The following is a 25,887-nucleotide window of genomic DNA, read 5'->3' as shown; positions in this document are numbered from 1 at the left end:
GTAAAGGTCAAGAAGTCTTTAATCTTTGTTCCTTTATCTTTGTTCTTGCAAAAGCATTTCCCTCACATCCGTAATCACACCTGTAACAGCCGCCGCTGCCGCCGTTAATGGACTCGCTAATAAAGTTCTTGCGTTTTGCCCTTGTCTACCTTCAAAATTTCTGTTCGATGTAGAAACGCAATATTTTCCTGCTGGAATTTTATCCTCGTTCATACCTAAACAAGCACTACAACCTGGCTCACGTAATTGGAAACCAGCCGCTTCGAAAATTTTATCCAAACCTTCGTTTTTAGCTTGCTGCTCAACTTGTTTCGAACCTGGAACAATCCAAACCGTAACATTATCCGCTTTGCGTTTATCTTTTACAAAATCTGCTACCTCACGTAAATCTTCAATACGAGAGTTGGTGCAGCTTCCGATGAAAACATAATCAACTGGCTTGCCAATTAACGATGCATCATCATCAAAACCCATATAATCCAACGCCTTTTGATAAGAAAGCTTCTCTTTTTCAGGTTGTGCACTAGTTGCAGGGATATTTTCCTGGATACCCATTCCCATTCCCGGGTTGGTTCCGTAAGTAATCATCGGTGCAATGTCTGCCGCATCGAAAGTTAAAACGCTATCAAATGTTGCATCAGCATCGCTGTATAACGTTTTCCAATACGCTAAAGCTTTATCCCATTCGTCGCCAGTAGGTGCGAACTCTCTGCCTTTAATGTAATCGAAAGTGATTTGGTCTGGAGCAATTAACCCACCTCTTGCACCCATTTCGATACTCATGTTGCAAATCGTCATTCGAGCTTCCATACTCAAACTCTCGATTGCTGAACCTGCGTATTCAATGAAATATCCAGTTCCACCAGCGGCAGAAATCTGAGCGATGATGTAAAGAATAATGTCTTTCGCACCAACACCTTTTCCAAGTTCGCCGTTAACCTCAATTTTCATGGTTTTAGGTTTCGATTGCAATAAACATTGCGTTGCGAAAACCTGCTCTACCTGTGATGTTCCGATACCGAAAGCAATTGCCCCGAAAGCGCCATGTGTAGAAGTATGACTATCGCCACAAACCATCGTTTTTCCTGGTAAGGTAATACCCAACTCAGGTCCGATTACGTGAACAATCCCTTGAAAAGGATGACCTAAACCATAAAGTTCAATACCAAATTCAGCACAATTTTTAGTCAGCATATCCACCTGGTAGCGGGAAAGCTCTTCTTTAATCGGCAATAACTGGTTTAAAGTTGGTACGTTATGGTCGGCCGTAGCCACTGTTTGCTGCGGACGAAAAACAGGCAAACCTCTCTTGCGCAAACCATCAAAAGCCTGCGGAGAAGTTACCTCATGTATTAAGTGTGTATCAATGTATAAAATATCAGGAAACCCTTCTTCACTTTTTACAACGTGTGCATCCCAAATTTTTTCTACTAATGTTTTTGACATTTTGTTTTATTTTAATGTTGTCAGTCTGAGCTTAGCTAGTACTGAGCTTGTCGAAGTATCGAAGACTCTTTAAAGAATAAAAAGAATTCCTTCGACAAGCTCAGGATGACATTCTTTTTATTCTATGCAGTTTTAATCGCCTTCATTGCCGTCATCGCTTTACGCAACGTAGCACCAATTTGTTCTACTTCGTGTGAGCGGATTGCCTCGTTAACATCAATTAATTTTCTGTTATCAACACCACCGTCTTTACCTTCATTGAAGTTTTTACCAACTAAATCAATATCCACTTTTTTCATGAAATCAGCCAATAGAGGTTTACAAGCCTGGTCGAATAAATAACATCCGTATTCAGCTGTATCAGAAATTACGCGGTTCATTTCGAATAATTTCTTACGGGCAATGGTGTTTGCGATAAGCGGTGTTTCGTGTAACGATTCGTAATAAGCAGATTCTGGTTTAATACCTGCCTGAACCATTGTTTCGAAAGCCAATTCAACACCCGCACGTACGAAAGCAACCATCAATAAATAGTTATCGAAATACTCTTGTTCGCCAATTTTAACATCGCCAGCAGGCGTTTTTTCAAAGGCAGTTTCGCCAGTTTCAGCTCTCCAAGCCAAAAGGTTTTTATCGCCATTTGCCCAATCTTCCATCATAATGCGGCTAAATTCGCCACTCATAATATCGTCTTGGTGTTTTTGAAATAACGGACGCATAATATCTTTTAATTCTTCCGAAATTTCGAAAGCTTTAATTTTAGCAACATTACTCAATCTATCAATCATCGCCGTAATACCACCTTGCTTTAAAGCTTCAGTAATTACCTCAACACCATACTGAACCAGTTTAGAAGCGTAACCAGCATCAATTCCTTTCTCCACCATTTTATCGAAAGATAGGATAGAACCCGTCTGTAACAAACCACAAAGAATGGTTTGCTCACCCATTAAATCAGATTTAACTTCAGCAACGAAAGACGATTTTAAAACACCAGCTCTGTGACCGCCCGTACCAACAGCATAAGCTTTTGCCTGCGCTAATCCTTTACCTTGAGGGTCGTTTTCTGGGTGCACCGCAATTAAAGTAGGTACGCCGAAACCACGAACATATTCTGCTCTAACTTCGCTTCCTGGGCATTTTGGGGCCACCATAATTACTGTTAAGTCTTTACGGATTTGCATACCTTCCTCCACAATATTAAAACCGTGAGAATACAATAAAGTAGCGCCATCTTTCATTAAAGGCATAATTGCATTCACAACGGCAGTGTGTTGTTTATCCGGCGTAAGGTTAATTACCACATCAGCAGCTGGAATTAATTCTTCGTAAGTACCAACCTTGAAGTTGTTTTCCGTTGCATTTTTCCACGAATCTCTTTTGCCCTCAATCGCCTCTTTGCGCAACGTGTAGCTTACATCTAAACCACTATCTCTTAAATTTAAACCCTGGTTTAAGCCTTGAGCGCCGCAACCCACAATTACTAGTTTTTTGCCTTTCAAAGCGCTAACGCCATCTAAAAATTCGTTGCTTTCCATGAAATCGCAAACACCCAATTGGTTTAATTTTTCTCTAAGAGGTAATGTGTTAAAATAATTTGACATCGTTTTTGTTATTTATTTTATGGTTCTATTTTCTAATTATTTGTTCTTTTTGAAAAGCAATTTTCTGTGCTTTTCGGTTATTTCAGTCCTCCCCAACATTGTTGAGGATTGCAATCTTTTTGTACTCTGTCAGTCTGCTCTACTTCCATCATTGCGAGGAGGAACGACGTGGCAATCTTTTCGTAAACCCATCCAAAAGTATTTCCACTTCAATCGGGTTTATCTAACTTGGGTTTGGTGTTTTTACCATAAACCCTAAACCTTTTCTACACCTTTCTTCAGCGCCCATGCATATCCATAATGCACATTATCATGACCTATGGTTGTAACCAAGACCTCTTCAATACTTTTCATCTCTACGCCGTAAGTTGAAGTTGAAAAAGGAGTGATGTTCGCAAACATGCCATTAGCATAGTCTTCTTTTATCTTTTCAATACTGTCAAGCGCTAGAGCCTTTAATTCTGCTACTTCCTCCGCTGTTACAGTATAAGTAGGGCGAGTATCTTTTTTATAAAACTCATTGAATTTTATTGAACTCGCATCGGCTAAAATTCCTGTGCGCACATAACAAAGCGTTTGCGTACTCACCACAATATGCCCGAAATTCCAAATGATATTATTGCTGTAACCATCAGGAATTTTATTCAGCTGTTCAATTGATAATCCATCAACAAGTTGAATAAAAGCCTTGCGTGAGTTTATTATAAAATCAAATACTTCGTTTATCATATTTTTATGCTTCTATCTCCGATTCGTCTAATGGTTGGTTAAAAGTTATCTTATTAAAGAATGGGTCATTTACCGTAACTGCCCAACTTCCGTAAAAAGTTCTTTCTAAACCCGGTCTGTTATATTTATACTTCTTATCAATAATCTGTTTGTGAAATTCTTTCAAGCCAGTGCAATCGATATGAATATGAGCACCGGGAGCACAATCGCCATGATGCTCGCTTAAATGTAATTCAATTCCATCCAATGAAATCTGCATATAAGTTGGCGTATTATCTTCAAAACGATGCTCCCAATCTATCGTAAAGCCTAACCAATCCACATAAAATTCGATTGCTTTATCATAATCGAACATTCTTAAAATTGGCTTAACGCTATTACACTTCATAGTTTTTTTTGATTTTCGTCATTGCGAGGCTGGATTTGTGCGAGCCGAAGCAATCTGTCTGATTCCTCTAAATAGATTGCTTCGTCGTTCCTCCTCGAAATGACGGATTATTTTCCTACATCGTAAATATCTTGTCTCCCTTTTCTAAAAACTCATTCTCAATAAGTTCTTCACCAGGCTCAAAGGCTTCAAATTCTTTCAGTTTTTCGTGGAAACCAGCACTGTCTTTAATAATCGCTACCCTTGCCGAACGTACAAATTCAATTAATTCATAAGGCTCTAAAGCTTTCACTAAAGCATCGGTTTCTTCTCTATGACCAGTTACAGCAAAAACGGTATAATCTTTACGAATTACAACCGCACTTGCACCATATTGTCTAAGCAATCTTTCTACGGTTACTTTCTCCGCAATTTCATCAGTAGAAACTTTGTATAAAGCCAGTTCCTGCCAGATAATTTCCTCGTTGGTGTTGAAATAAACCTTTAAAACTTCAATTTGCTTTTCAATCTGACGAGCCAGTTTTCTAACCACCTCATAACTTTCCGTAATCACAATATTGAAACGGTGTATGCCGTCAATTTCAGATGGAGAAGTGTTTAAGCTTTCGATATTGATTTTTCTTTTGGAGAAGATAATCGCAATTCTGTTTAATAAACCGATACGATTTTCAGCATACACCGTAATGGTATATTCCTGCTTGCCCTCTAAATCAACTTTATCTATTTTATGTTCTAATGTGTTTTCAGTATTCATTTTTCTTGGATTAAGGATAAAGGAACAAGGATAAAAGACAAAAAACCTGTACTTTTAATCTTTATTCCTTGCTCTTTGTTCTTTTATCTTAATTATTTCAACCTAATCTCGCTTACGCTCATTCCTTGTGGAACCATTGGGAAAACGTTATTTTCTCTTCCAACCATTACTTCTAATAAGTAAGAACCTTCATGGTTAATCATCGTTTCCAATGCTGTTCTCAAGTTAGCACGTTCATCAACTTTATCAGCTTCAATGTAATAAGCTTTAGCAAGCGCCACAAAATCAGGACTGGTAATGTTTACAAATGAGTAGCGCTTATCGTGAAATAACTGTTGCCATTGGCGTACCATTCCTAAGAAACGGTTGTTTAAAATCAGGATTTTCACCGCTGCACCAAACTGCATAATAGTACCCAATTCTTGTGGTGTCATTTGGAAACCGCCATCGCCAATAATTGCGATTACCGTTTTGTTCGGTGCTCCATATTTAGCACCAATTGCTGCAGGCAAACCAAAACCCATTGTGCCTAAACCGCCTGAGGTAATATTGCTACGGGTATTGTTAAATCTAGCATAACGGCAAGCTACCATTTGGTGCTGACCAACATCGGTAACAATCACTGCGTCGCCGCCACAAATTTCATTAATGTTACGTAAAACTTCGCCCATCGTCATTTCTTCGCTTGTTGGGTAAAGTTCTGGCGTAATCACCTGGTCTATTTCCTCCTGATTATAATCTCTGAATTTGGCTAACCAATCTTCGTGTTTGTTCTCGTTAACTAAGTTGGTTAATAGGGGTAAAGTTTCTTTACAATCGCCCCAAACACCAACCTCAGCCTTTACGTTTTTATCAATCTCTGCAGGGTCAATATCTAAATGAATTACTTTCGCCTGCTTTGCATATTTGTCTAAACGACCAGTTACGCGGTCATCGAAGCGCATACCGATGGCAATCAAGACATCGCATTCGTTGGTTAAAACATTTGGGCCATAATTGCCATGCATACCCAACATACCAACATTAAGTGGGTGTGAAGTTGGAATGGCGCCTTCGCCCATAATTGTCCAGGCAGCAGGAATGCCACTTTTCTCGATGAAAGCTTTAAACTCTTCTTCAGCACTGCCTAAAACAACACCTTGCCCGAATAAAACGAATGGTTTTTTAGCTGCATTGATTAATTCAGCTGCTTGCTCAATATATTCAACCCTAACTTTTGGTTTTGGGCGATAAGAACGTATATGATTACACTTTACGTATTCAGGAAATTCCTCAACCTGTAATTGTGCATTTTTAGTAATATCAATTAAAACTGGTCCCGGTCTGCCGCTTTTAGCAATGTAAAATGCTTTAGCCAAAACCTCAGGGATTTCTTTAGCATCGGTAACCTGATAATTCCATTTGGTAACTGGGGTAGTAATGTTAATTACATCAGTCTCTTGAAAAGCATCAGTTCCTAATAAATGAGCGAAAACTTGTCCAGTGATACAAACCAAGGGTGTGCTGTCGATTTGTGCATCTGCTAAACCTGTAACTAGGTTTGTGGCCCCAGGACCACTTGTAGCAAAACAAACACCAACCTTACCGCTTGTCCGGGCAAAACCTTGGGCAGCATGGATGCCACCCTGCTCATGGCGAACCAAAATGTGTTCTAATTTATCTGCGTAATCGTAAAGTGCATCATAAATTGGCATGATTGCTCCACCTGGATAACCAAAAATGGTAGTGACACCTTCTTCAATTAACCCATTCAACAAAACCTGTGAACCAGTTCCCTTGAAAGTTTTTGAGGTTTCTGCCTTTGCCTCGGTTTGTATTTCTTGTGCAGTTTCCATAATTATGTTTTTGCGGTTCTATTATTTTTTAATCTTGATGTCACAAATTGTGACTTCAAGTCATCATCCCAAATTATAATGATTGGTGTCTTGATTGTATGCGGTCACAAATTGTGACCGGATTAAATTTAACATTTTCCTTCTCCCCTTCAGGGGGTTAATATTCGTCAGTTACGCAGCCACTTGCCGCATCTGAAACTGTTTTAGCATATTTATATAAAACGCCTTTTGTTACTTTTAATGCAGGTTGAACATATTTTTTTCTTCGCTCTGAGATAACTTCTTCGCTTACTTGTAAACTGATGATGTTATTAACGGCGTCGATTAAAATTGGGTCGTTATCTTCTACCAAACCAATTAAACCACCTTTGTAAGATTCTGGTGTGATGTGACCTACTACAAAACCGTGAGTACCGCCAGAGAAACGACCATCAGTAATTAAAGCAACCGATTTACCCAAACCTGCACCAATAATTGCCGAGGTTGGTTTTAACATTTCAGGCATACCTGGAGCGCCGACAGGGCCAGAGTTTTTAATTACAATTACATCGCCTGGTTGAACACGACCGCTAGAGATACCGGCAATTAAATCATGCTCACCATCAAATACACGTGCAGGACCTTCAAATTTTTCGCCCTCTTTACCAGAAATTTTAGCAACCGAACCTTTCTCCGCCAAGTTTCCATAAAGAATTTGTAAGTGGCCAGTTGCTTTAATCGGCTCGCTTAATTTTTGAACGATTTTCTGGTCGTAATCCATAATCGATTTCACATCAGCTAAATTTTCAGCCATTGTTTTACCAGTTACAGTTAAGCAATCGCCATGCAATAAACCTTCGTTTAATAAAAACTTCAATACTGCTGGAATACCACCATATTGATGTAAATCCTGCATTAAATATTTGCCACTTGGTTTAAAATCGGCCAAAACAGGCGTCACATCACTCATCTTTTGGAAATCATCCTGCGTAATTTCTACACCGATTGCTTTTCCCATTGCGATAAAATGCAACACCGCATTTGTACTTCCACCTAATATAATGATTGAGCGAATCGCATTCTCGAATGCTTTTCTCGTCATAATATCAGATGGTTTAATATCTTTTTCTAATAAAACTTTGATGTATTGACCAGCATCTAAACATTCTTGTTTTTTCTCAGGACTAACTGCTGGATTTGATGAAGAATATGGCAAACTCATACCTAAAGCCTCAATTGCTGATGCCATTGTATTTGCCGTGTACATACCACCACAAGCACCTGCACCAGGGCAAGTATGTTTAATAATGCCTTGATAATCATCTTCTGATAAATTACCGCATATTTTTTGTCCTAAAGCTTCAAAAGCTGAAACAATGTTCAATTCTTCGCCTTTGTAATGCCCAGGAGCAATTGTTCCACCGTAAACCATAATCGATGGGCGGTCTAAACGAGCCATTGCCATAATTGCACCTGGCATATTTTTATCGCAACCAGGAATAGAAATAATGCCATCATAATATTGGCCACCACAAATGGTTTCAATACTATCTGCAATTACATCACGGCTTACTAATGAGTAACGCATTCCATCTGTACCGTTGCTCATTCCATCACTCACACCAATAGTGTTAAAAATCAAGCCCACTAAATCATTTTTCCAAACGCCTGCTTTAACGTCTTTTGCAAGGTCGTTAAGGTGCATGTTGCAGGTGTTACCATCGTAACCCATACTTGCAATCCCGACTTGTGCCTTTGCCATATCTGCATCAGTTAATCCGATTCCGTAAAGCATAGCTTGCGCTGCAGGTTGTGTTGGGTCTTGTGTAAATGTTTTACTGTACTTATTTAATTCGCTCATTGTTATTGGTTGGTTGTAATGTTGTATTGTTTTAAGGTTGTAATGTTTTGCAATCCGTCTTGATACTTGATTCTCGCTACTCGATACTAAATAATCACTTCGTAATTCACTTTTTCAAGCACTAGGTTTTTGTAAGCACGTTGTATGGTATAACCAATAGATTCTCTCCATAAACTACGGAAAACGATATCATCGATTGAGGCAATACCTGCAATTTCAGTAGCTGTTCCACATAAGAAAGCACTATCTGCGTTTCTCAGATCTTCTACCATTAATTTTTTCTCTATACATTCGATATCTAAAACTGTACAAAGTTCTTTAACCGTAGCTCGAGTAATTCCAGGTAAAATATTTCCTAATGATGGCGTGTACAATTTTCCATCTTTTTCAATAAAAATATTTGCACCCGATGCTTCAGCTACAAAACCATGCATATCTAAAAGCAAAGCTTCATCATATCCTTTAATGTTGGCTGCGGTGGTTGCTAAAATTGAGTTTACATAGTTTCCGCTTAGTTTCGCTTCCATTGGAGATGATTTTGGATTCGGCCTTTCGTAATCTGAAATGGTTAATTTCAGTAACTTATTGCCCGAATAAGCATCCCAATCCCAAGCGCAAATTAAAATTGAAACACCACTTGGCTCATTCAATTTCATGTTTGGATGGCAAAAAACTAAAGGACGGATGTAGGCATCTTTCAGTTTGTTTAACGTTAGAAGTTTATAAGTTTCTTTGATTAATTCCTGTTTATCCCATGGGAATGGAATATTTGCCAGTTGGCAAGAACGCTCTAAACGATCGAAATGAGCAGCAGCTTTAAAAATACGATTACCATTGTGCGTTTTGTAAGCTCTAATACCTTCGAATGCTGCATAACCGTAGTGTAACGACTGGCCATAAAGGTCGGTACTGCTATCTACAGCCTTTTCAAACTTTCCATCAAGGTAAATGATCGTGTTCGAATTATAATATTTCATCACGTTTTGTTATTTAAAAAAAGCGTCCTGTTTGTATCAGGACGCTTTAGGTATATTTAGTTTTTTTAAATCTATTTATAAGCTGTCCATCTTCTTCCCTAAAATATTTAGGAGTAGCAGATTTAAAATAATGACAGGTAACAACACAACATTGCCAGCTGCAATTGCAGTAACATTGTTCGATAAAGTGTTGAATTGATTAGTCATTATTTCCTTATTGTTTATAAATACCAATTTAGTTTTTGGTTCATTAATATGCAAGAGAAATCAAAAAAAAGTGAAATTAGAATATAATTCTTAAAAAATAACCAAATTCAGAATAATATTCTTAATGATGATGGAATTAGTGATTTAATGTTGCTGACTGTAGACCAAATATCAAAACGGTATACGGTATGTTTGTTATGCTTGCATTATAAATTTACTGATTTTCTTCTTGAAATTTAAGTTTTGCCTCAAAAAATCAAAATAAAAGCTAAAGCTTTAAGTAAAATTAAAATTGAGAAAGAATAATTATTTTCTGATATCTGGATTTTTATAATGCATCATTTTCATTCCGTAAAGCCACCTGTCTCGGATATTTAATAAATTTCCTTCAAATTCAAAACCTGATAACATTTTGGAAAGTGCAGTTTCTCGTCTTAAAGATTTTTGAAGTTTTTTAAGTGAAGATTCACCCAGTTTTTGATAATAAGGGTCGATAATATTTTGCTCTCTTAGTAAAAGATGTCCATCCCAAACCTCGGCATCCATTCCTTTTAAAGGCTCGTGTTCATAAAGGAGTTTTAAATCTTTCCAAATATCATCAAAAATAATTGCGTTGCCCGTAATTACAAATGTTTCAATTTCCTTATTTGAGTTACCGGCTGCAAGCGCAATAGGGTTAAGAAGGTTTTTAAGTTTTGATGTGGTTTCTTTTGCTGCCGCTGGCCATCGGGTTTGAAAACCTAAAGAATCTGTTTTTTGTTCAAACCATTTATAGAAATCGCAGCGCTGATAAATATCTTCATACTCTAAATAGCCATTTATTTTTTTTAGATTGATTTTATTCGCTTGATTCCAGGTTTCTGAATTTTTCTCTCTATCCTCCTTCAGCCAGTTGCCATCACTGCCATTAGCCCTTTTTTCAGGATAAGTTTTATGGTAGTCATCCAAGGTTAAAAACTCTTTTGCATCTACTCTAAAAGAAAGTAGAATGAGTAGAAAAACATATAACTTTTTTAAGTTAACCATCTTTTAAACTGTATCTAAATAAGATACGATTAAAATGAGGGTTTGGGTTGCCGACGGGAAAATAAAAAGCCTTTCCGAAAGGAATGAGGGCACTGAAAAAGTAGACTTAAAAATGGTCTATAAAAAGATTAGCGGATGGGTAGGTTATAAGATCTCCATCCGCTTTTTGTTTTTTGAGTATTTTTATATTTTTACGGGGCCCAATCTATTGAGATTTCTCGCCGAATTCTGGTATTTTATGGTTGTTTTTAGGATATTTTGTGGCAATGATGATCCCGCTTTAGAATTTGAGGATTCTTTTAAGATTTACTACGAATATCGCAAGTGCACCTTGCATTTTCATGCTTTCAAGGCCATAGGAATTTGCTCTGTCATATCCATGAACATTTTTCAATTCACTATTTTTCGCCTCAATTTTATATCTGTGTTTTGACTTTTCCCTGAAGTACTCGCTTTGTTGGAATATTTCCTGCTCTTTGTGCTCATCTGGTTTTATGGCGACCGAGTAAGTCCTGCTTTTGGCTTCCGATTTATAGCAGCCATCTCTTAGCGGGCATACTTTGCATTTTTCGATATCGAAATAATAGGTCATCATCTGGTTTTTCCTGTCTACCTTTTTGCCCTGCACCCGTTTATACATAGCCAGGTGCCCTGCGGGGCATACGAACATATCTGCATCTTTATTGTAATCAAACTTTTCTTCCTCTTTTCTGGTACCATGAGTAATAGCAGGGTTCATCCTGGCAACTATCTTAACCTTATTTCCGTTCAAACCCTTAAGCTTAAGGTTGTTCTTGCCAGCATAGGCTGCATCACCTATAATAGTATCCACCTCCATTCCGTTTGACTGTGTCTGACCCAATAATTTTGGTAGCTCAGGACCATCTCCTTTCTCTCCGGAGGTAACAACAGCTGCTGTTATGATACGCTCCTCTGTCATTGCCAAATGAGTTTTGTAACCAAAAAAGCTACTATCAGCGGTTTTGTGTCCGACTCTGGCATCCATATCTTTGGATAAGGTGTAGTTATCCTGGGTATCTTCTACTGTTTCTTTTAAGAGGTTTAGCTTCTCTTTCACTGCAGGAATTTCACTTAATGCTTCATCAGACTCGATAACTTTTTGTAATTCCTTGCAGTATTCTATTTCTTTAAGAATATCATTTGAATCATTTTTCTCAGGCATCTGACCCTTGAAGTCATCATCCATTAGGTACACTGCTTTTCGAAGCAGTTTTGAGCGTTGCCTGAGTACTTCAATAGGTGAATATGGATTGGATCTGGAAAGTGAATGTGTCGCATCGACAATGATGGACCTGGATTTAATAATGCCTTTTTCCAATGCAAGGGAAACAGTTTTACCAATTAGAAGGTTTAAAAGATCCATGTCCTTGAGGCGGAGCTTTCGGAACTTGGTCAATGAGCTTGAATTGATCACATCCTCCTCCGGGGACATCTCCAGGAAATATTTGAAGGACATATCATAGCGGGAACGTTCTACCACATCAACATCTGAAACCGTATAAATTGTTTTCAGCAATAAGTATTTAAACATGCGTACCGGACTCTCAGCATTACGCCCGTTGTCCGGGCAGTATTTATCCAGAAGCTCATCATATATAAAACCAAAATCTATAAGCTCATTAATCTTGCGCAGTAAGTTCTCTTTGGGAACAATCAGGTCATAAAGCCTGGAAAACTCGCTAAACTGGATTTTTTGTTGTTGAAGAAGCATCTTAAAAGCAGTAATAATATACCTTTAAAATACAAAAAAAGGAGCAGAAAAACTAGTTTTCTACTCCTTTTGTCCTTTTCAATTAGGGGACTTTTTCAGTGCCCTCAAAGGAATCGAAAAGGCTTAGAGTAAATTATGATTCAGCTACAACTATTCTTCTTCTTTTGAAAGTACTCTCGATGCAACTTTACCCACAGTAAGCCCTTGAACAATGATTGAGAATACAACAACAAAATAAGTAGCTGCAATTAAAGTCGGTTTATATGGACCTTCATCCATCGATAAAGCTAAGGCAATAGAAACCCCACCACGTAAACCACCCCAAACCAATACTTTTATTGTTCCGTTGCTGAATTTGTTTTTGAAAGGAATTAAAAGAACCGGTATGTATATTGATAAAAATCTGGAGAATAGAACAATAACAATACTGGCTGTACCAATAATCCAATATGAAGTTATATTTTGAATAATTAGGAGTTCGAAACCAATAAAAAGGAATAGAACAGCATTAAGGATTTCATCTATTAACTCCCAGAATTTGTTTAGATAATCTTTAGTAGTTGCAGACATAGCCGTTCTTTTGCCATAATTTCCAATTACTATTCCGGCGGCAACCATGGTTAACGGACCAGAAATATGCATTGAATGTGCAATAAGATAACCACCCATAACAACTGAAAGTGTAATTAATACAGAAACTTTATAATCATCTATTTTTCGCATAGCATTTGAAGCGCCTAAGCCTAAGAGTGTTCCTAAAACGAAGCCGCCCAAAGCTTCTTTAATTAATAACCATGAGATATTTAAAAAAGAAATTTCTACCTCGCTGCTTTGTGTAAGCTGAAGAATTACCGCAAAAACCACTACTGCTACTCCGTCATTAAAAAGGGATTCCCCAGCTACCTTAGTTTCTAGCGACTTTTTAACTTTAGCTTCTTTTAGCACACCCATAACTGCAATTGGATCGGTAGGGGATATCAAGGCTCCAAAAAGTAAGCAATAAATAAATGGAACATGAACGCCTAAAATAGGCCCGAGGTAATATAAAATTCCGCCTACGGCGAATGTAGAAATAACTACACTTACCGTTGAGAAGATAATTACCGGACCTCTTTGTTCTTTTAAATCGATTAAATTAATATGGATAGCACCTGCAAATAGTAAAAAGTTAAGCATGGCGCCCATTAATACTTCTGTAAAATCTACATCAGAAAGTAACGTAGAAAAATGATTAAAGGCTTTAGGAAACAAACTACCTGTAACAACCAATATTATGGATGCAAGCATGGCAATTATCATGATGCCAATTGTAGAAGGTAATTTGAGGTAGCGTAAGTTTAAATAAGCAAAGAAAGATGCAATAACAATAAGTACTGAAAACGAATAGTATAATTCCATTAAAAAAATAAATATTAAAAATTTGCCATAATTAGCTATTCCCGTAATATAATTAATTCAGATTTTTATGGAGCATTTAAAACTAAATCTATAGGGAATTTTTACTTAAAAAGGAATTTTATATGATTTTGTGGACAAATAAAAAAGCCTTTCCGAATTAATCGAAAAGGCCTTTCTTGAGCCGATAATCCCGAAGGTTCAGCGCAATATGAATACTAATTAAGCGATACCTTCTGCCAAAACAACAATTTTGTTGTGGATGGCTTCAACTACACCGCCCTTAATAAAAAAGCGTTGTTCATCGTTTTGGTTTGCTTTTATAATAACTTCTCCATCTTCTAAAGTTGAAATGATAGCAGCGTGGTCTTTCAAAATCTGAAAAGAACCCAAAGTTCCAGGAACCGTAACTGCCGTTACTTCACCTTCGAACACTTTTTTATCTGGAGTTAATATTTCTAAGTTCATTTTTTTTGATTTGAGTACAAAGTAGTTAGTATCAAGTATCAAGATTATGTTTACAATCTTGATACTCGATACTCAAATCTTGATACTAGTTCGCTTCTGCTAATAATTTTTTACCTTTTTCAATAGCATCTTCAATGCTACCAACTAAGTTAAATGCAGCTTCGGGATATTCATCAACTTCACCATCCATAATCATGTTGAAACCTTTGATGGTATCTTTAATATCAACCAATACACCTTTTAAGCCTGTAAATTGCTCAGCTACGTGGAAAGGTTGAGATAAGAAACGTTGAACACGACGAGCTCTTGATACAACTAATTTATCTTCTTCAGATAATTCGTCCATACCTAAAATCGCGATGATATCTTGTAATTCTTTATAACGTTGTAAAGTTTCTTTAACACGTTGTGCAGTGTTATAGTGCTCATCACCTAAAACAGCAGGAGAAAGGATACGTGAAGTAGAATCTAATGGATCTACCGCTGGATAAATACCTAACTCAGCAATTTTACGAGAAAGTACTGTAGTTGCATCTAAGTGGGCGAAAGTTGTAGCCGGAGCCGGGTCAGTTAAATCATCGGCAGGTACGTATACCGCTTGTACAGATGTAATTGAACCACGTTTAGTTGAAGTAATACGCTCTTGCATTAAACCCATTTCAGTTGCCAATGTTGGTTGGTAACCTACTGCAGATGGCATACGACCTAATAAAGCCGATACCTCAGAACCTGCCTGAGTGAAACGGAAGATGTTATCAACGAAGAAAAGGATATCTTTTCCAGCGCCTTCGCCATCACCATCACGGAAATATTCTGCAACTGTTAATCCTGATAATGCTACACGAGCACGTGCACCAGGAGGCTCGTTCATTTGACCGAAAACCAATGTTGCTTTTGATTCTTTTAATTTTTCAGTATCAACTGCTTTCAAATCCCATCCACCTTTTTCCATTGAGTGTAAGAATTCATCACCATAGTTGATTACACCTGATTCGATAAACTCACGAAGTAAATCGTTACCCTCACGAGTACGCTCACCAACACCTGCGAATACTGATAAACCAGCATAAGCTTTAGCAATGTTGTTAACCAACTCCATAATTAATACAGTTTTACCTACACCAGCACCACCGAATAAACCGATTTTACCACCTTTTGCATAAGGCTCTAATAAATCGATTACTTTAATACCTGTAAAAAGTACCTCAGTTTCAGTTGATAAATCTTCGAACTTAGGAGGAGTAGCGTGAATCGGACGACCGTCAGCTTTATCTACTGCAGTGATTCCGTCAATCGCGTCACCAACTACATTAAATAAACGACCTTTAATTTGGTCGCCAACTGGCATTTTAATCGCTGAACCAGTATCAAGTACCTTCATTCCACGAACTAAACCATCAGTAGAATCCATAGAGATTGCACGTACGCGGTCTTCGCCTAAATGCTGTTGAACTTCTAAAACAATTTTTTGTCCATTTTCTTTTGTTATCTCTAACGCATCGAAAATTTTAGGTAGATGGGCATCATCAGCAAAGCTAACGTCAACCACTGGGCCGATAATTTGTGCTATTTTTCCTAAGTTAGGCATATCTGTTGTGAGTATATTTATTATAGTCAATGAATTAAAGCGATTTATAGGGGCTCCAATTCGGTTGGCAAAGTTAAGTTATTATTAGTAAATTTTAAATATATATTATAAGTTTTTTCAACTCGCTTTTAATAGATAATTTAGAAGCATAAATTTACTCTATGAAAACCGTTTTAACTACAGGTAGCAATGGCCTTTTAGGTCAGAAATTAACAGAAAAAGTATTAGCCGAAGGACGGATAAAATTAGTAGCAACATCAATAGGCGTAAATCGTTACCCTGTAAGCGAAGGATTCGAATATGCAGAAATGGATATTCTAAATGCAGAACAAGTAACAGCTGTTATCGAAAAGTATAAACCCGATGCCATTATCCACACGGCTGCTATGACAAATGTTGATATCAGCGAAGCTAACAAAGAACTATGCCATCAACTAAATGTAGAAGCTACTCAAAACTTAATATCGCTTTGCGAAGAAAATAATATACACCTTATACATTTAAGTACCGATTTTATTTTTGATGGTGCCGATGGACCCTATAAAGAAGATGATGCGCCAAATCCTTTAAGTTATTATGGAGAAACAAAACTTTTGGCTGAATTGGCGATTAAAGAATCGAAAGCAAATTGGGCAATTTTACGTACAATTTTAGTTTATGGTATTACTAATGATATGAGCAGAAGTAATATTGTACTTTGGGCCAAAGGTGCATTAGAAAAAGGTCAGCCTATTAATGTTGTTAACGACCAATGGAGAATGCCAACTTTAGCAGAAGATTTAGCCGAAGCCTGTTTATTGTCAGTAGAGAAAAATGCACAAGGTGTTTATCACGTTTCGGGGAAAGATTACATGAGCATTGCAGATTTAGTAAGAAAAGTTGCCGATTATTGGTCGCTCGATAAATCGATAATTTCTGAGATAAGTTCTGCAAGTTTAAATCAATCAGCAAAGCGACCAATTAAAACTGGTTTTGTGTTAGATAAAACGATAAAAGATTTAGATTACAAACCACATAGCTTTAATGAGGGGTTGAAAATTGTGGATGAGCAGATGAAAAAAGTAGCAAGTATTTAGTATCAAGTATCAAGACTGGATGATGAAAAGCTTAATGTAGAAAATGGGGAAATGGGGATTAGGAAATAGACAAATCAGTTAGCTCTTTCTTTTTGAGACTTTGACTTCAATTAACCAGTTAAACAATTAACCAGTTAAACAATTAATCAGTTAACCAATAACAACAATATAAGTATGTCACTACAAATTGGCGATAAAGCCCCAGATTTTAAATTATACAGTTCAGATTTAACTGAAGTTTCCTTAGCAGCATTTAAAGGTAAGAAAGTTATTATTCACTTTTTCCCGATGGCTTTTACCGGAACATGTACAGAGCAATTATGTACAATGAGAGATAATTTTAGTTTTTATGAAGGAATTAATGCTCAGGTTTTAGGTGTTTCTGTTGATTCTCCTTTTTCACTGGCTAAATTTAAAGAAGTTCAAAATTATCAGTTTCCTCTATTGTCTGATTTTAACAAAGATGTATCAGAAGCTTATGGTGCTTTTTATCCGGAATTTGTGTTCGGATTGAAAGGTGTATCAAAAAGAGCTGCTTTTGTAATTGATGAAGAAGGAAAAATTGCATATGCTGAAGTTTTAGAAGATGCACACGAGTTGCCTGATTTTAAAGCAATTGATGATGCATTAAAAGCATAATGATTTTGCAATGGTAAGATTTTTGAATATTTTTTTAAATAATATTTTGAATTTAAATCTCAAATCTTACCTTTGCAGTCCGTTAACAAACGGAAATGCATTTGTAGCTCAATTGGATAGAGCATCTCACTACGGATGAGAAGGTTTGGGGTTCGAATCCCTACAAGTGCACTTGAAGGGAGGATTGTAAAATCCTCCCTTTTTTTATCTGTAGGTGTTCGATAGATGTCGTTTTCGTAGTAGAGGTTCGAGTCGAACACCAAATCTATAAATTCACGCTTCTCTAGCGTCTCAAACTGATGATAGACCGATTTGATATCAGTTAGTACATCCAGTTGCTCATTGAGAATACCGTAAGCTTCACCATTGGACATACCAATTAATTTGACCCCTTCTAGCCAATTTATAAACATGAAGATCATCAAAAGCTTGCAACAAATCTACTCCTGGTGAGCCGGGGTCAATCTACTCCGGTTTATCCAACTATCGACAGAAAGTAAGATATTTAATGTGTTTACCACCAAAGTGGAGAAGAACCCCTTTCAGCGTAATATGCAGTTGGTTATATAATTTAAATTTTTTAATAAGGAAAAAAGACGGAAATAAATACCTTTGGATTTAGAAAATCGATTTAGTGAAAGTCTTATAAATTCTCAATGGTATTAATCATAATCAATATTATATTCTGCATTTCCTTCATTGGCTTTGCTTACGTCAACCTTAATGATAAGGATTCCTGGCTTTGGGTTCCTATTTATATGTCCGCTTCAATTTGTTGCGGAGTCGCTGCAGCGGGTTTCTTATACCCATATGTGTATCTGGCTTTAATTACGTTTTACCTGATTTACGCAACTAAAATTTTCTTTGCGAAAGATGGTGTTCGAAATTGGATAACCAAATATAATAAACCAAGTCTGGTAGAAAGCATGCAGGCCACAAAACCTTACATAGAGCAAACCAGAGAATTTTTTGGATTGCTTATTATCGCAGGCGCATTATTTATAAATTATCTGGTATCAACAGGAGTTTTTGCATAGATTTTTATGGCGACTAAAGATACTTCAGGAAATATGAGCCAACTATTTTTAAACATAATAAGAGATAATGTAGATGACAGTGCTTTAGAATGGCTTTTGAATGCAGGTTCAGCAAATGAAATCAGTAAACTAGGACAAGCTTTTGTAATGCTGCCCCGTAAAATCGGAAAATCCTTCTTAAATATTTCTGAAATACAGAACAAGAAGATTGAAGAAACAGGTTCAGTATATATAGCCGACTGGAGCGTTGAACGTTTAGCAAGGGTTTGGTTGCTAAGCGTTCATAGTTTTGCTGATGCTGAAAAATCGCATGCTGTTATCGAAAATCTATTTTTATCGGCTGAAGTAAATGAAGCCATAGCCTTATATTCTGCATTACCGTTTTTGGCAGCGCCAGAAACCTGGATAAAAAGATGTGCAGAAGGCATTAGAAGTAATATTGGCTCTGTATTGGAAGCGATTATCGAAAACAATCTTTATCCTTCCAAATATTTAGACGAAGCAGCCTGGAATCAATTGGTTTTAAAGGCTTTTTTTACCGAAAAAGACATCAATAAAATAAATGGTTTGAATGAACGGTCAAATTTGCAGCTTGCGATAACCTTGAGTGATTATGCCCGGGAACGTTATGCTGCAGGTCGCAAAGTAAATCCTGAATTATGGCATTTAGCTGGTCCGTTTATAAACGAGCAAATTTTTGAAGCAATAAAAATCGGTTTAACTAATCAAGACAAAGAAGATCATAAGGCGATAGCAATTGCCATTTCTGCATCTGATTTTGAACCCGCAAAAGTATATATCAGTCAATTTCCGGAACTTAATCAATTAAGTAATTAGACTTTAGAATTCGATAATAAATTAAAATTTTAGAAAATGTGTTGCAGCAATTCAATAGAAAGAGATAGGGCGACGATGGGTGAGCCTGAAGCGTTTGATATAAGTGCCGTTAAGGGAATGAAGTTTTTTGATCCGCATGTGCACATGACTTCCCGCACAACAGATGATTATCAGGCTATGGCTGATGCTGGTGTTGTGGCATTAATTGAACCTGCATTCTGGTTAGGGCAACCCCGTACCGGTTTAGATAGTTTCAGAGATTATTACAGCAGTTTAATCGGCTGGGAAAGATTCCGTTCCTCCCAGTTTGGAATTAAACATTATTGTACCATAGGCTTAAACTCTCGTGAGGCAAATAATGAAGCGCTTGCGGAGCAGGTTATGGAAATTTTGCCCTTGTTTATTTATAAAGAAGGTGTAGTTGGTATTGGCGAAATCGGCTTTGATGACCAGACTGCCGCAGAAGAAAAATATTATCGACTGCAACTGGAACTTGCTAAAGAAGCAGGTTTACCCGTTCAGATTCATACCCCTCACCGAGATAAGAAAAAAGGAACGCAGCGCAGTATGGATATTGCTTTAGAACATGGTTTAGATCCTTACCAAATCATCATCGATCATAATAATGAGGAAACCGTAAAAGAGGTTTTGGATAGAGGCTTTTTCGCTGCTTTCACAATCTATCCTTTTACCAAAATGGGTAATGAGCGTATGGTTGAAATTGTAAAGCAATATGGTTCGGAGCGTATAATGGTTAATTCTGCCGCTGATTGGGGTATCAGCGACCCATTGGCTGTGCCTAAAACTGCCGCTTTAATGAAGTTGAAAGGGATAAGCGATGCGGATATAGAACTGGTAACCTATCGCAATGCGATTACCGCCTTTGCGCAAAGCGGACAAATAGACGAAGCTGACTTTACTGCTCCTAAAAACATCGATCAAAGCGAAAAATTTGAAGGCAATACAATTTTACGCGGCGGACAACAACCACGGACAGATAGATCATCAATCATTATTAGCTAAATAGAATTGGGAAAATTATTCGCTTATTTGCGCATTATGCGCCCGGCAAATATTGTAACTTCTGTTGGTGATATTCTTGCAGGTATTGCCATTTCGGGCGTGTTGATAAACAATGGTACTTTACTTTGGTATGCCATCGTTTTTCTTTGCCTTTCTACTGCTTGTTTATATGGTGGTGGTATTGTTTTTAATGATGTTTTCGATGCTGAACTGGATAAAATTGAAAGACCTGAACGCGCCATTCCGAGTGGAATAATCAGTTTAACGAATGCGACCATTTTAGGTGTAGCTTTAATGATTTCGGGTATTGCATTTGCTTCATTAGCGAGCTTCACTTCTGGATTGCTTGCATTTGCTGTTTGTTTTTTTGCACTACTATATAATAAAATAGGAAAACATCATCCGTTTTTCGGTCCGCTGAGTATGGGCATTTGCCGTGGTTTAAATTTATTGCTTGGCTTAAGTATTGTGCCTGAAATGCTGTACCAACAGTATTTTATCGCAATAATTCCAGTGATTTATATTTTTTCCATCACCATGACAAGTCGGGGAGAAGTGCATGGCGGCAACACTAAAAATCTTTACCTCGCTGCAGGTTTGTATGCAATCGTAATTGGAGCTATCGCCTGGTTTGCTTTTATAAACGAACGGTTATTATGGTCGTTGCTTTTTCTTTTGCCATTTGCCTGGATGATTTTCAAACCTTTATCCAAAGCAATTAAGAATCCGATTGGTAAAAACATTGGAGGAGCTGTAAAAGCCGGCGTTATTTCTTTAATATTAATGGATGCTGCCTGGGCTGTAACTTTCGATGCGCTGCTTCTGGCTTTTATCATTGCCTTATTATTGCCCATATCGATTTGGCTTTCTAAATTATTCGCAGTCACTTGATTTTACAATTTATCAAAAAGATTATCCAATTTATATGGAACATTTGCAACAATCCTTTACCGTTCAATACAATTTTAACGTCTTCTTTACTTCTGCCCTTTTTTCAGTTGAAAACGATTTGTTTAAGAATTTTCTTGCAGGGTTGAATCCTGCAAAAGCGGTAAAAAAGATATTTTTTGTGATAGACGAAGGCGTTGCAAATGCACACCCTGACTTAAGTCAAAACATAAAAAAATATTTTAGTAAATACAACCTAACGCAATTGGTTGAAGATATACTGGTAATCCCCGGAGGAGAAATTGTAAAGAATGAAACCCAGTATTTCGATAAGGTTTTACAAGCTGTAAATACTTACGGCATCGATCGCCATTCTTTTATTGCAGCTATTGGTGGCGGTGCTTTGCTTGATATGGTTGGTTATGTTGCTAATGTTTCGCACCGTGGCATTAAACATATTCGAATCCCTACAACTGTATTATCTCAGAATGATTCTGGTGTGGGCGTTAAAAACGGCATCAACTATTTCAATAAAAAGAACTTTCTAGGTACTTTTTCGCCGCCCGTTGCGGTTTTTAATGATGATTCTTTTTTAAACACTTTATCCGATCGCGATTGGCGTTCGGGAATTGCAGAAGCCATAAAAGTGGCTTTGATAAAAGATGGCGAGTTTTTCGAATGGCTGGAAGCAAATGCTGAAGCCATGGCAAACCGAGATATCGAAGCGATGAATTATCAGATATGGAAATGTGCAAAGTTGCATATGGAACACATCAGAAGCGGCGATCCTTTCGAAAGTGGTTCTGCCCGCCCTTTAGATTTTGGACATTGGAGTGCACATAAACTCGAATACCTCACTAATTTCGAAATCAGACATGGCGAAGCTGTTGCAATGGGTATTGCTTTAGACACCATTTACTCACAACTTTCAGGAAGAATAAGTTCTCATGATTCACAAAGGATAATAAAACTGATTCAGGCGCTCGGTTTAGAACTAACACATCCATTGTTACAGGTAACGGCGGACAACAGCCCGATTTTACGAGGTTTAGAAGAATTCAGAGAACATCTTGGCGGAGAATTAACCATTACTTTGCTAACAGGAATTGGTAGCGGTGAGGAAGTTCATGAAATGGATACAGAACTGTTAAGACAAGCTGCTGAAATATTAAATCACCACTCAAATCTTCGGTCAATAATTTAATAGCTATGGAAATTAATTCAGCACATTTAACTTTCTGTACAAACATTTATGCCGGCGAAAGCTGGTCGGCACATTTTGCCGTTCTAGAGGATAGTTTTCCTGTTTTAAAGGCTCAGTTATCTCCCGATAAACCCATGGGCATTGGCCTTCGTTTATCCAATCTGGCGAGTTTAGAATTATTGAAGGAAAACCATCTAGAAGAATTTAAACAATGGCTTAACAAAGTTGGTGGTTATGTTTTTACAATGAATGGATTCCCTTACGGTGGCTTTCACCATACCAGGGTTAAAGACCAGGTGCACGCACCAGATTGGACAACCAATGAACGACTTGTTTATACAATCCGTCTGTTTAAAATTCTTGCTGAATTACTTCCCGAGCAAATGGACGGAGGCATTTCTACATCTCCGTTAAGCTATAAACCATGGTTTTCTAACGCTGATGAACGTAAATCTGCAACAGCAGCAGCAACTGAAAATATTCTAATGGTGGCTGCAGAGCTTAAAAATATAAAAGACCGGACAGGAAGAATCCTACACCTGGATATAGAACCCGAACCAGATGGTTTTTTAGAATCTGGAGCGGAATTTATTAACTGGTATGAGCAGGTTTTGCTGAAAGCAGGGAAATTAAACTCAGGCATTATAAAAGAACACATCTGTTTATGTTATGATGTTTGCCATTTCGCCATTGGTTACGAACCGCATATCGAAATTATTGAAGAACTTAAAGAAAAAGGCATTTCGATAGGTAAAATCCAGATTAGCGCTGCATTAAAAGCTAAATTGCCTGCTCAGATTTCAGAAAGAACGGAAGTATTCAATGCTCTTGCAGGTTTCGATGAGCCGACCTATTTACATCAGGTTATTGCAAAGCAAAAGGATGGCACTTTAATTCGTTATCCTGATTTATCCGATGCACTGGCCGATAAGGAAAATACAAATGCTGAGGAGTGGAGGGCACACTTTCATGTTCCAATCTTTGTTGAAGATATGGGCATGATACAATCTACACAAACTGATATTAAAGCCGTTTTAGATTATCATAAAAATAAACCTTTCACAAATCATCTGGAAGTGGAAACCTACACATGGGAAGTGCTTCCCGCTTCTTTAAAAGCACCATTAAACGACTCGATTGTTCGGGAATTACAATGGGTTAGAAACATTTTAGAATCAAATCATGAATAAAACAGTTGTTATTGATATTGTTGGTTTGTCTACATCAGTTATTGGAGAGCACACGCCATTTCTTAAAAAATACATTGCTGAAAAGCATTTAACCAATATTGAACCCTTATTGCCCGCAGTTACGACAAGTGTACAGTCCAGTTACCTGACCGGAAAATACCCATCAGAAAATGGCATTGTTGGTAATGGATGGTATGATAATGTTGATAGCGAAATAAAATTCTGGAAACAATCTAACAAACTTGTTGATGCAGAAAAAATCTGGGATAAAGCAAAAAGAGAAAATCCGTCTTTTACCTGCTCTAATATGTTCTGGTGGTACAATATGTATTCCAATGCAGATTACTCGGTAACACCTCGTCCAAACTATCTGGCAGATGGACGTAAACTGCCGGATTGCTATTCTCAGCCACCCGAACTCCGCGAACACTTACAAGAAAAGTTCGGTCAGTTTCCACTATTTCAATTTTGGGGGCCTGGGGCAAATATCAAATCAACCAGATGGATTGCAGATGCTGCCATGGAAACAGAGCAGCTACATAATCCAACACTTACACTAATTTACCTTCCGCATTTAGATTATTGTTTACAAAAATTTGGTCCTGATTTCGATAAGATAAATAAAGAACTTAAGGAAATTGATGAAATCGTTGAAGAACTGGTTGGGTTTTACGAGAAAAAAGGTGCAAGAATAATCCTGTTATCTGAATACGGTATTGAGCCTGTGAATCAACCAATTCATTTAAACCGGGTTCTTAGGGAAAATGGCTTAATCGGGATAAGAGAAGAACGGGGATTGGAGTTGCTTGATCCTGGCGCATCGAAAGCATTTGTTGTTGCCGACCACCAGATAGCTCATGTTTACATCAATGATAAGAGCGTAACGGAAAAGGTTAAAGAAATACTGGAAAATGCTAATGGTGTTGATTTGGTATTGGATAAAAAGGAACAGGAAAAATATAATATTAACCATGAACGAGCGGGGGATTTTGTAATTACGGCTAAAGAAAATTGCTGGTTTACTTATTATTTCTGGCTTGATGATGCAAAAGCTCCAGATTATGCAAGATGCGTGGATATTCATAAAAAGCCTGGTTACGATCCTGTTGAAATGTTCATGTCCTCGAAACTCCGTGTAGGTTATAAATTACTTAGAAAAAAATCAGGATTCAGATATGTTATGGATGTAATTCCACTTGATGCAACTTTGGTTAAGGGCTCACACGGTAGAGCCGGAGTATCAGACGCATTCAAGCCGGTGTTAATTACAGATTCTAAAATCATTAAGAAGCTAAAAGCACCGCATGTTTTTGACGTAATATGGGAGACGCTCGTAAAATAGATAGCTGACAACTCATAACAGTTAAGCGCAAGCTATCGCTCTTTTGAGTAGCTATCGCTTTACATTCTAGTTTGTTAGGAAGTATGGCTGGGGAATAGGGTAACATAATTCATTCCTCTAATTTTCCTGTTTTGATATTTTTGAACAATTTGAGCAATTCTATAGTATCTCTGAACACCCAGATTCAACGCGTAGATATGTAAAATTTAAACAAAACGCCTTTAAGCAAGATTGTCATTCTGTGAGATCCCAATTAAGCGCTAAAGTTCGAGGATTAAACCATTGTTCGATTATATTCCCTTTATTATTTACAGAATATAATCTGACACTTTAACCTTGATTTGATATTGTTAATATATTTAAAATACCCGGTCAGTTTCCAGTAACAGTCAGACGTGCTAACATCCTGTAAATGTATCATAATTGTACTTAAATAAGTGTTTTATCCATCGTTTCTATTGTTAAACAATGTGAGTAAGGGTATCAATTGTTCAATTGTAGTCCCTGCCAGTGCACGAAAGAGGGTTTCATTTATTTGAAATCCTTTTTTTATTTTAATTCAATTTTAGAAAGTGATTTATTGTCTAAATACCCATGGATTATCAACTAAGCTTTAAGGTAAATGCTGCTCAAGAGTATAATTCTTAGTAGAATATTTGGTT

At 37.3% G+C, this 25,887-nt stretch carries 23 protein-coding genes and 1 tRNA gene; 10 read left to right on the top strand and 14 right to left on the bottom strand.

Going from position 1 to position 25,887, the window contains the following annotated elements; translation table 11 throughout:
• Positions 1 to 33: 33 nt before the first annotated feature.
• The 14 genes from leuC to atpD form a co-directional block, all read right to left on the bottom strand.
• On the bottom strand, positions 34 to 1,446 hold the full coding sequence (leuC, locus tag ACO05K_RS12885; RefSeq protein ID WP_421944839.1) for a 3-isopropylmalate dehydratase large subunit: 1,413 nt from the start codon (positions 1,444 to 1,446) through the stop codon (positions 34 to 36).
• Between the two features lie 122 nt (positions 1,447 to 1,568).
• A complete protein-coding gene (gene ilvC / locus ACO05K_RS12880; RefSeq protein WP_421944838.1) occupies positions 1,569 to 3,050 on the bottom strand; it encodes a ketol-acid reductoisomerase in 1,482 nt (493 codons plus the stop codon).
• A gap of 255 nt (positions 3,051 to 3,305) precedes the next feature.
• A complete protein-coding gene (locus ACO05K_RS12875) occupies positions 3,306 to 3,779 on the bottom strand; it encodes a DinB family protein (RefSeq protein ID WP_421944837.1) in 474 nt (157 codons plus the stop codon).
• Positions 3,780 to 3,783: 4 nt separating this feature from the next.
• Positions 3,784 to 4,167 (bottom strand): glyoxalase superfamily protein, encoded by a 384-nt coding sequence (locus ACO05K_RS12870; protein WP_421944836.1) that lies wholly within the window; start codon positions 4,165 to 4,167, stop codon positions 3,784 to 3,786.
• Between the two features lie 115 nt (positions 4,168 to 4,282).
• A complete protein-coding gene (ilvN, locus tag ACO05K_RS12865; RefSeq protein ID WP_421944835.1) occupies positions 4,283 to 4,921 on the bottom strand; it encodes an acetolactate synthase small subunit in 639 nt (212 codons plus the stop codon).
• 92 nt (positions 4,922 to 5,013) lie between these two features.
• Entirely contained in the window at positions 5,014 to 6,756 is a 1,743-nt protein-coding gene (gene ilvB, locus ACO05K_RS12860) for a biosynthetic-type acetolactate synthase large subunit (RefSeq protein WP_421944834.1), read from the bottom strand.
• Positions 6,757 to 6,913: 157 nt separating this feature from the next.
• Positions 6,914 to 8,596 carry a dihydroxy-acid dehydratase gene (ilvD, locus tag ACO05K_RS12855; RefSeq protein WP_421944833.1) on the bottom strand — a complete coding sequence of 561 codons (1,683 nt, stop codon included), beginning with the start codon at positions 8,594 to 8,596 and terminating at the stop codon, positions 6,914 to 6,916.
• An 86-nt stretch (positions 8,597 to 8,682) separates the two neighbouring features.
• Positions 8,683 to 9,573, bottom strand: a complete 891-nt coding sequence (ilvE, locus tag ACO05K_RS12850; protein WP_421944832.1) for a branched-chain-amino-acid transaminase — start codon at positions 9,571 to 9,573, stop codon at positions 8,683 to 8,685.
• Between the two features lie 75 nt (positions 9,574 to 9,648).
• On the bottom strand, positions 9,649 to 9,780 hold the full coding sequence (locus ACO05K_RS12845; protein WP_421944831.1) for a hypothetical protein: 132 nt from the start codon (positions 9,778 to 9,780) through the stop codon (positions 9,649 to 9,651).
• Positions 9,781 to 10,086: 306 nt separating this feature from the next.
• Positions 10,087 to 10,806, bottom strand: coding sequence for a hypothetical protein (locus tag ACO05K_RS12840; protein ID WP_421944830.1), 720 nt, complete (start codon positions 10,804 to 10,806; stop codon positions 10,087 to 10,089).
• A 280-nt stretch (positions 10,807 to 11,086) separates the two neighbouring features.
• Complete coding sequence (locus ACO05K_RS12835; RefSeq protein ID WP_421942526.1) at positions 11,087 to 12,538, bottom strand: IS1182 family transposase; 1,452 nt, start codon at positions 12,536 to 12,538, stop codon at positions 11,087 to 11,089.
• 150 nt (positions 12,539 to 12,688) lie between these two features.
• Complete coding sequence (locus tag ACO05K_RS12830) at positions 12,689 to 13,936, bottom strand: cation:proton antiporter (RefSeq protein WP_421944829.1); 1,248 nt, start codon at positions 13,934 to 13,936, stop codon at positions 12,689 to 12,691.
• Positions 13,937 to 14,155: 219 nt separating this feature from the next.
• Positions 14,156 to 14,401, bottom strand: a complete 246-nt coding sequence (gene atpC, locus ACO05K_RS12825) for an ATP synthase F1 subunit epsilon (protein WP_421944828.1) — start codon at positions 14,399 to 14,401, stop codon at positions 14,156 to 14,158.
• Positions 14,402 to 14,486: 85 nt separating this feature from the next.
• Positions 14,487 to 15,989, bottom strand: a complete 1,503-nt coding sequence (atpD, locus tag ACO05K_RS12820) for a F0F1 ATP synthase subunit beta (RefSeq protein ID WP_231425224.1) — start codon at positions 15,987 to 15,989, stop codon at positions 14,487 to 14,489.
• A gap of 161 nt (positions 15,990 to 16,150) precedes the next feature.
• Here atpD and ACO05K_RS12815 point away from each other — a divergent pair, with 161 nt between their 5' ends.
• The 10 genes from ACO05K_RS12815 (at position 16,151) to ACO05K_RS12770 (ending at position 25,225) form a co-directional block, all read left to right on the top strand.
• The gene (locus ACO05K_RS12815; protein ID WP_421944827.1) at positions 16,151 to 17,065 is read left to right on the top strand and encodes an SDR family oxidoreductase; all 915 of its coding nucleotides are present in this window, start codon (positions 16,151 to 16,153) and stop codon (positions 17,063 to 17,065) included.
• Between the two features lie 174 nt (positions 17,066 to 17,239).
• Positions 17,240 to 17,704, top strand: a complete 465-nt coding sequence (locus ACO05K_RS12810; protein WP_421944826.1) for a redoxin domain-containing protein — start codon at positions 17,240 to 17,242, stop codon at positions 17,702 to 17,704.
• 97 nt (positions 17,705 to 17,801) lie between these two features.
• Positions 17,802 to 17,875, top strand: a tRNA-Arg gene (locus ACO05K_RS12805).
• 485 nt (positions 17,876 to 18,360) lie between these two features.
• Positions 18,361 to 18,741: a transmembrane 220 family protein gene (locus tag ACO05K_RS12800; protein WP_421944825.1), complete on the top strand. Its 381-nt coding sequence runs from the start codon at positions 18,361 to 18,363 to the stop codon at positions 18,739 to 18,741.
• 33 nt (positions 18,742 to 18,774) lie between these two features.
• Positions 18,775 to 19,578: an EboA domain-containing protein gene (locus tag ACO05K_RS12795; protein ID WP_421944824.1), complete on the top strand. Its 804-nt coding sequence runs from the start codon at positions 18,775 to 18,777 to the stop codon at positions 19,576 to 19,578.
• Between the two features lie 36 nt (positions 19,579 to 19,614).
• Complete coding sequence (locus tag ACO05K_RS12790) at positions 19,615 to 20,601, top strand: TatD family hydrolase (protein ID WP_421944823.1); 987 nt, start codon at positions 19,615 to 19,617, stop codon at positions 20,599 to 20,601.
• 6 nt (positions 20,602 to 20,607) lie between these two features.
• Positions 20,608 to 21,492, top strand: coding sequence for a UbiA-like protein EboC (eboC, locus tag ACO05K_RS12785; RefSeq protein WP_421944822.1), 885 nt, complete (start codon positions 20,608 to 20,610; stop codon positions 21,490 to 21,492).
• A 34-nt stretch (positions 21,493 to 21,526) separates the two neighbouring features.
• Positions 21,527 to 22,693, top strand: a complete 1,167-nt coding sequence (locus ACO05K_RS12780; RefSeq protein WP_421944821.1) for a 3-dehydroquinate synthase — start codon at positions 21,527 to 21,529, stop codon at positions 22,691 to 22,693.
• A 5-nt stretch (positions 22,694 to 22,698) separates the two neighbouring features.
• The gene (gene eboE, locus ACO05K_RS12775) at positions 22,699 to 23,883 is read left to right on the top strand and encodes a metabolite traffic protein EboE (RefSeq protein ID WP_421944820.1); all 1,185 of its coding nucleotides are present in this window, start codon (positions 22,699 to 22,701) and stop codon (positions 23,881 to 23,883) included.
• The gene (locus ACO05K_RS12770; protein ID WP_421944819.1) at positions 23,876 to 25,225 is read left to right on the top strand and encodes an alkaline phosphatase family protein; all 1,350 of its coding nucleotides are present in this window, start codon (positions 23,876 to 23,878) and stop codon (positions 25,223 to 25,225) included. Before eboE ends, ACO05K_RS12770 begins: the two co-directional genes overlap by 8 nt.
• Positions 25,226 to 25,887 lie beyond the last annotated feature (662 nt).

Origin of the sequence: Pedobacter sp., assembly GCF_965227205.1 — a bacterium.
Classification (GTDB): Bacteria; Bacteroidota; Bacteroidia; order Sphingobacteriales; family Sphingobacteriaceae; genus Pedobacter.
The sequence above is the reverse complement of the archived record's forward strand: the minus strand, read 5'-3'. Positions and strand labels throughout refer to the sequence as shown.